The sequence below is a fragment of the Streptomyces flavofungini genome (assembly GCF_041028215.1).
In the GTDB taxonomy this organism is placed as follows: Bacteria; Actinomycetota; Actinomycetes; order Streptomycetales; family Streptomycetaceae; genus Streptomyces; species Streptomyces flavofungini_B.
Window position 1 is genome coordinate 1 of sequence record NZ_JASKYR010000498.1, and the last position, 6,302, is coordinate 6,302.

A 6,302-nucleotide genomic window follows, 5' to 3' on the forward strand; every position below is an offset into this window, starting at 1 on the left:
ACGCCGAGCGACGAGACGGTGTCCCCGCCGCCGGTCGGCGAGAATGCCCCGGGCGATGACGAATCTCCGGGCGATGACGGAAACGACGACGCCGAAGACGCCGAATACGCCGAAGAAACAGACCGCGGCGACAGCGACGACGACGGCGCCGGTGACGACGGCTGACCCCCCGCGCCGCCGGATATCCGCCCGGGTCCGCATCCTGCTGTGGCTGCTCGTGGTGATGGCCGTCGCGCTGACCGCGGTGGCCGCCACCACGCGCTCGGTGCTGCTCCGCGAGGTCGACCACCGCGTCGACCGGCTGCTCGCGCAGGAGACCGGCGAGTTCACCAACTTCGTACACGAAGGGGTCGATCCGCACACGGGCGAGCGGTTCACCGACGCCGACCCGCTGCTGCGGCTCTTCCTGTCCCGGCAGTACGCCGACCCCGACGAGGAACTGCTCGGCCTGATCGGCCGCAAGGGCCGGGGCCCCGCCAAGAAGGAGCAGTCCAGGGAGCCGCGCATCGACCATCCGCTGGCCGGTGACCCCGCGTCGCTGAAGGCCGTCTTCGACTCCCCCGACGCCACCGGCACCCTGGACCGGCCGGGCGGCGAGGTCCGCTGGGCGAAGACGGTGATCGAGGCGGACGCCGGGCACCCGGAGGCGGCCTTCGTGGTCGCCTTCCACCCCGCGGGCGAACGGGCCAAGGCCGACGGCGTCTTCACCATGCTCCTCGCCATCTCCGGGGTCGCGCTCCTGATGACGACGGGCATCGGCTGGGTGGTCGCCGGGCGCATCCTCAAGCCGGTCAGGCTGATGCGGGCCACCGCGGCCCAGCTCACCGAGCAGGACCTCACCCAGCGCATCCCGGTGCAGGGCCACGACGACGTGGCGGCCCTCGCCGAGACCTTCAACGGCATGCTGGACCGCCTGGAGCGGGCCTTCGCCGCCCAGCGGGAGTTCGTCGACGACGCGGGCCACGAACTGCGCACCCCGATCACCATCGTCCGAGGCCACCTGGAGCTGATGGGCGACGACCCCGCCGAGCGCGAGGAGACGGTCCGCATCGTCACCGAGGAACTGGACCGGATGAGCCGCATCGTGGAGGACCTGCTGCTGCTCGCCAAGGCCGAACGGCCCGACTTCGTCACCCCGGGCCCCGTGCAGCTCGCCGAGCTGACCGCGGACGTCTTCGTCAAGGCCAGAGCCCTCGGCGAGCGCGACTGGTGCCTCACCGAGGTCGCCGACACCGAGGCCGCGCTCGACGCCCAGCGCATCACCCAGGCGATGGTCCAGCTCGCCCAGAACGCCGTGCAGCACACGGTCCCCGGCCAGCGCGTCGGCATCGGCTCACGGCTGCGCGAGGGCCACATCGAGCTGTACGTCGCCGACAGCGGGCCCGGGGTGCAGCCGCAGGACGCCGCCGTCATCTTCGAGCGGTTCCGGCGCGGCACCGCGCGGCGCGGCACCCGGGCCACCGGGGCGGGGCTCGGCCTCGCCATCGTGAAGGCCATCGCCGAGGGCCACGGCGGGCGCGTCGAACTGCGCCCCACGGACGGCGGCGGCGCCACCTTCGTACTCACCAAGCCACAGCAGGAAGGGACGGCCCGGTCATGAACCGCGTACTGATCGTCGAGGACGAGGAGCGCATCGCCTCCTTCGTCGAGAAGGGCCTGCGCGCCAACGGCTTCACCACCGCCGTGGTCGGCGACGGCGAGAGCGCCCACGACTACGCCCTGACCGGCGGCTTCGACCTGGTCGTCCTGGACATCGGGCTGCCCGGCAAGGACGGCTTCACGGTCCTGCGCAGGCTCCGCGAGGCCCGGGTGTGCACGCCCGTCATCGTGCTGACCGCCCGCGACTCGGTACGGGACACCGTCGCGGGTCTTGAGGGCGGCGCCGACGACTGGATGACCAAGCCGTTCCGCTTCGAGGAGCTGCTCGCCCGGGTGCGGCTGCGGCTGCGCACGGCGGCGTGGGCACCGGAGGTGACGGTGCTGCGCAGCGGCGGGCTCACCCTGGACCTGCGGACCCGCAGGGCGCGCGCGGGTGAGCGGACGGTGGATCTGACGGCCCGGGAGTTCGTGCTCCTCGAACTGTTCCTGCGCCACCCGGGTCAGGTCCTCTCGCGCGAGCAGATCCTCTCCCATGTGTGGGGGTACGACTTCGACCCCGGCTCCAACATCGTGGACGTGTACGTGCGCGCCCTGCGCAAGAAGCTGGGCGCCGAGCGGGTGGAGACGGTGCGCGGGATGGGGTACCGGCTGCCGGAGGCCGGGTGAGATTCCCTTCATCCGGGGCTCATTGAGGGCTCACGGCGCGGCGGCACGCTGAAGGCGTGACCCTGCCCCCCCGCGGCGCCGTGACCCTGTGCGCCGCGCTCAGTGTGTGCGCGCTGCTCGTGGTCCCCGGCAACTTCCCCGGGCTCGGCGCCGACGCCCGCCTCACCCTCGCCGTCTTCACGCTCGCGACCTGTGCGTGGGTCGGCACCCCGGTCGACGACACCTACATCGCGCTCGGCGCCGGGCTCGCCCTCACCGCGACCGGCGTGATCAGCAGCGACACCCTCTTCGGCACTCTCGGCGACGCGACGGTGTGGCTCCTGATCTGCGCCTTCGTGCTCGCCGCCGCCGTGGCGCGCAGCGGCCTCGCGGGCCGGGCCGCCGCCTTCCTGGTCAGCGGGGCCCGCAGCGTACGGCAGTTGACGCACCTGACGACCGCCGCGCTCGTCGTGACGGCCTTCGCGGTCCCCGCCACCTCGGGGCGCGCGGCCCTCGCGCTGCCCGTCTTCCTCGCCCTGGCCAAGGTCCTCGGCGAGCGCAGGCGGCTCGTCGTGATGCTCGCGCTGCTCTTCCCCACCGTCATCCTGCTCTCGGCGGTCGCGACGCTGATCGGCGCCGGCGCCCATCTGATCACCGTCTCGGTGCTCCGGGAGGCCACCGGCGACCGCATCGGCTTCGCGCGGTGGCTGCTCCTCGGGCTGCCGCTCGCCGTCGCCTCGTCCCATCTGGCCGCCGAGGCCGTACTCCTGACGACCACCCGGCGCGCGGACCGCCGGGGCCCGGTGCACATCACCGTCGAACAGCTTCAGGTCCACAGCGAGCGGCCGGTCTCCGGGCCCTGGGACCCCGCGGAGACGCGCTGCGCCCTGCTGCTCGCGACGGTCGTCGCGCTCTGGTGCAGCGAGCCCCTGCACCGGGTGCCGCCCGCCGTCGTCGCGCTGATCGGCGCCGTCGTGGCCGCCTCCCCCGCGCTCGGCACCGTACGCCTGAAGGACGCCCTGCGGACCGTGCCGTGGGCGCTGCTGCTCCTCATGGCCGCGACGATGGCGATGGGCGTCGCGCTCGCCGACTCCGGGGCGGCGAAGTGGCTGGTCGGCGGGTTGCCGCTGGATGTGCCCCCCGTGCTGTTCCTGACCGTGGTCGTCCTCCTCAGCACGGCCGCCCACCTGGTCCTCCAGTCCCGCTCGGCCCGCTCCTCCGTCCTCGTCCCGCTGGTCGTCGCGGCGGCCRTGCGGCGCAGCGGGCGTCAATCCGGTCGCGGCCGCCCTGGCGTCGACCGCGGCCGCCGGGTTCTGCCACACGCTGCCCGCGTCGGCCAAGCCCGTCACCCTCTTCGCCGACATCCCGGGCACCCCCACCTACACCCCGCGCGACCTGCTGCGCCTCTCCGCGGTCCTGGCCCCGCTGACCGCCACGCTCGTCCTGCTCTTCGCCGTCACGCTCTGGCCGCTGCTCGGCGTCCCCCTCCGCTGAACCCCGACCCTCCGGGAGACCGCATGCTGACCCGTTTCGCCATCGCCCCCAGCGGCTTCAAGGAGTCCCTGTCCGCCCGCTCCGCCGCCGAGGCCATCGCCGAAGGAGTACGCCGTGTCGTCCCGCACGCGCGGACCGACCTGATCCCGCTCGTGGACGGCGGCGAGGGCACGGCCAGCGCGCTGGCGGCGGCGGACGGCGGGCGGCTCGTCGCGCTGACCGCCACCGGACCCGTGGGCCGGCGCGTCGGCACGCACTTCGCGCTGCTCCGCGACGGCACCGCGGTCGTCGAGATGGCGGCCGTCGCCGGACTCGCCCTGGTCCCCCGCGACCTGCGCGACCCCGGCGCCACCACCACGTACGGCGTCGGCGAGCTGATCCGCGCCGCCCTCGACGCGGGCGCCCGGCGCATCCTGGTCGGCTGCGGCGACTCCGGCACGTCCGACGGCGGCGCGGGCGCCCTCCAGGCCCTGGGCGCCCGCCTCCTGGACGCCGGTGGCCGGGAACTGCCGCACGGCGGCCGGGAGCTGACGCGGCTGAGCCGGATCGACGTGCGCGGCCTGGACCCACGGCTCGCCCACACCGACATCCGGGTGGCGTGCAACCCCTTCAACGTGCTCTGCGGCGAGCGCGGCGTGGCCCGCGTCTTCGGCCCCCAGAAGGGCGCGAGCGCCGCCCAGGTGGAACAGCTCGCCGCCGCCCTCGACCACTGGGCGCACCTCCTCACCCGCGATCTCCGGGTCACGGCCGACCTCTTCGAGGGGCCAGGCACCGGCGCGTCCGGCGGGCTCGGGGCCGGGCTCGCCGCGCTCGGCGCACGGCTGCTGCCCCGCTTCGACGTGCTGCTCGGACGGCTCGACCTGGACGCCAGGCTCGCCCGCGCCGACCTGGTCGTCACGGCGGAGGGCGCCCTCGACCACCAGACGCCGCGCGGCAAGATCCCCGCCGAGGTGGCCCGCCGCGCCAAGCGCTCGGGCCGCCCGGTCCTGGTGCTCGCGGGCACGATCGGGCGGGGCGCCCACCACGTACGGGCGGCGGGCGTCGACGCCTACAGCTCGATCCTGCCCGCGCCCGTCTCCCTGACCGAAGCGCTTGGCAGGGGCGGGGAGTTCCTCACCGACGCGACCGAGCGGGCGCTGCGGATGATCGTGCTCGGGTCGCGGCTCGGGGCGGGTCAGGCGGCGACGGCGTCGCCGGTGTCCGGCACGCAGCGGCCGTCCTCGGTGCGGTAGCTCCAGCGGGCGCCGTCCGCCACCAGCTCCTTGACGGCCCGTACGAAGCGCTCGACGTGCTCGTCGGGGGTGCCCGCGCCGAAGCTGACGCGGATCGCGTTCAGCGACTTCTCGCCGGGCGCGGCCTCGGGGGCGCCGCACTCGCCGGGCTCGTCGGGCTCGCCGCCCAGCAGGGTGCGCAGCAGCGGGTGGGCGCAGAACAGTCCGTCCCGCACGCCGATCCCGTACTCGGCGGAGAGCGCGGCGGCGAAGTGGGAGCTGTTCCAGCCGTCCACGACGAAGGAGATGACGCCCACGCGCGGCGCGTCGTCACCGAAGAGCGAGAGCACCCGGACGGCGGGCACCTCGGCGAGGCCCTCGCGCACCGTGGCGATCAGGTGCTCCTCACGGGCGACGAGCTGGTCGAAGCCCGCCTCGGTCAGCGCCTTGCAGGCGGCGGCGATGGAGTAGGCGCCGATGACGTTGGGCGAACCGGCCTCGTGGCGGGCGGCGGTGTCGTGCCACTCCACGGCCACGCCGCCGCCCGCCTCCTTGGGGCGTCGCGCCACCTTCCGCGAGGCGCCGCCGCCCGCGAGGTAGGGCTCGGCGGCGGTCAGCCAGTCGGAGCGGCCCGCGAGGACGCCGGAGCCGAAGGGCGCGTACAGCTTGTGCCCGGAGAAGGCGACCCAGTCGACGTCCAGTTCACGCACGGAGACGGGGTGGTGGGGCGCGAGCTGCGCGGCGTCCAGGACGATCCGGGCACCGTGCGCGTGCGCGGCGGCGGCGAGTTCACGCACCGGCCACAGCTCGCCGGTGACGTTCGAGGCACCGGTGACGCAGACCAGGGCGGCCCCGTAGGGCTCGCGGTCGGCCAGGGCGCGCTCCAGGGTCTGCACGGCCTCGTCGGGCGTGCGCGGGGCGTCGAGGTAGCTGACGCGGGCGTCCCGCCACGGCAGGAGCGAGGCGTGGTGCTCGGTCTCGAAGACGAAGACCTGGCAGTCGGCGGGCAGCGCGGCGGCGAGCAGGTTCAGCGAGTCGGTGGTGGACCGGGTGAAGACGACCTGGTCGCCCTCGCGGCAGTCGAGGAACTCCGCGACGGTCGCCCGGGAGTTCTCGAAGAGGTCGGTGGAGAGCTGCGAGAGGTATCCGGCGCCGCGGTGCACGCTGCCGTAGTAGGGCGCGTACGCGGCCACGTCGTCCCAGACCCGCTGGAGCGCCGGGGCGCTCGCCGCGTAGTCGAGGGCGGCGTAGGTGACCTCGCCGCCGGTCACGAGCGGCACGGTGACGTCCCTGCCGAGCACCGGCAGCGGCGCCGCACAGCAGGGGTCGGCGGAGTCGGTGGCGGTGGCGGTC

At 74.7% G+C, this 6,302-nt stretch carries 4 protein-coding genes and 1 pseudogene; 4 read left to right on the plus strand and 1 reads right to left on the minus strand.

Going from position 1 to position 6,302, the window contains the following annotated elements:
* Positions 1 to 151 precede the first annotated feature (151 nt).
* From AB8Z36_RS28015 to AB8Z36_RS28030, 4 genes and pseudogenes are all read left to right on the plus strand, one after another.
* Positions 152 to 1,600, plus strand: a complete 1,449-nt coding sequence (locus AB8Z36_RS28015) for an ATP-binding protein (RefSeq protein WP_369216168.1) — start codon at positions 152 to 154, stop codon at positions 1,598 to 1,600.
* On the plus strand, positions 1,597 to 2,265 hold the full coding sequence (locus tag AB8Z36_RS28020; RefSeq protein ID WP_369216169.1) for a response regulator transcription factor: 669 nt from the start codon (positions 1,597 to 1,599) through the stop codon (positions 2,263 to 2,265). Before AB8Z36_RS28015 ends, AB8Z36_RS28020 begins: the two co-directional genes overlap by 4 nt.
* Positions 2,266 to 2,321: 56 nt before the next feature.
* Positions 2,322 to 3,738 (plus strand): annotated as a pseudogene (locus AB8Z36_RS28025) (SLC13 family permease).
* Positions 3,739 to 3,761: 23 nt separating this feature from the next.
* Positions 3,762 to 4,970: a glycerate kinase family protein gene (locus tag AB8Z36_RS28030; RefSeq protein WP_369216170.1), complete on the plus strand. Its 1,209-nt coding sequence runs from the start codon at positions 3,762 to 3,764 to the stop codon at positions 4,968 to 4,970.
* On the opposite strand, the gene AB8Z36_RS28035 is transcribed toward AB8Z36_RS28030, so the two are convergent.
* Complete coding sequence (locus tag AB8Z36_RS28035; protein WP_369216171.1) at positions 4,913 to 6,256, minus strand: aminotransferase class V-fold PLP-dependent enzyme; 1,344 nt, start codon at positions 6,254 to 6,256, stop codon at positions 4,913 to 4,915. The two genes, AB8Z36_RS28030 and AB8Z36_RS28035, sit on opposite strands and share 58 nt — an antisense overlap.
* Between the last annotated feature and the right edge of the window lie 46 nt (positions 6,257 to 6,302).

Coding starts and splice junctions, on each gene's coding strand:
- AB8Z36_RS28020 (WP_369216169.1), top strand. CDS start 1,597: ATGAACCGCGTACTGATCGTCGAGGACGAGGAGCGCATCGCCTCCTTC.
- AB8Z36_RS28030 (WP_369216170.1), top strand. CDS start 3,762: ATGCTGACCCGTTTCGCCATCGCCCCCAGCGGCTTCAAGGAGTCCCTG.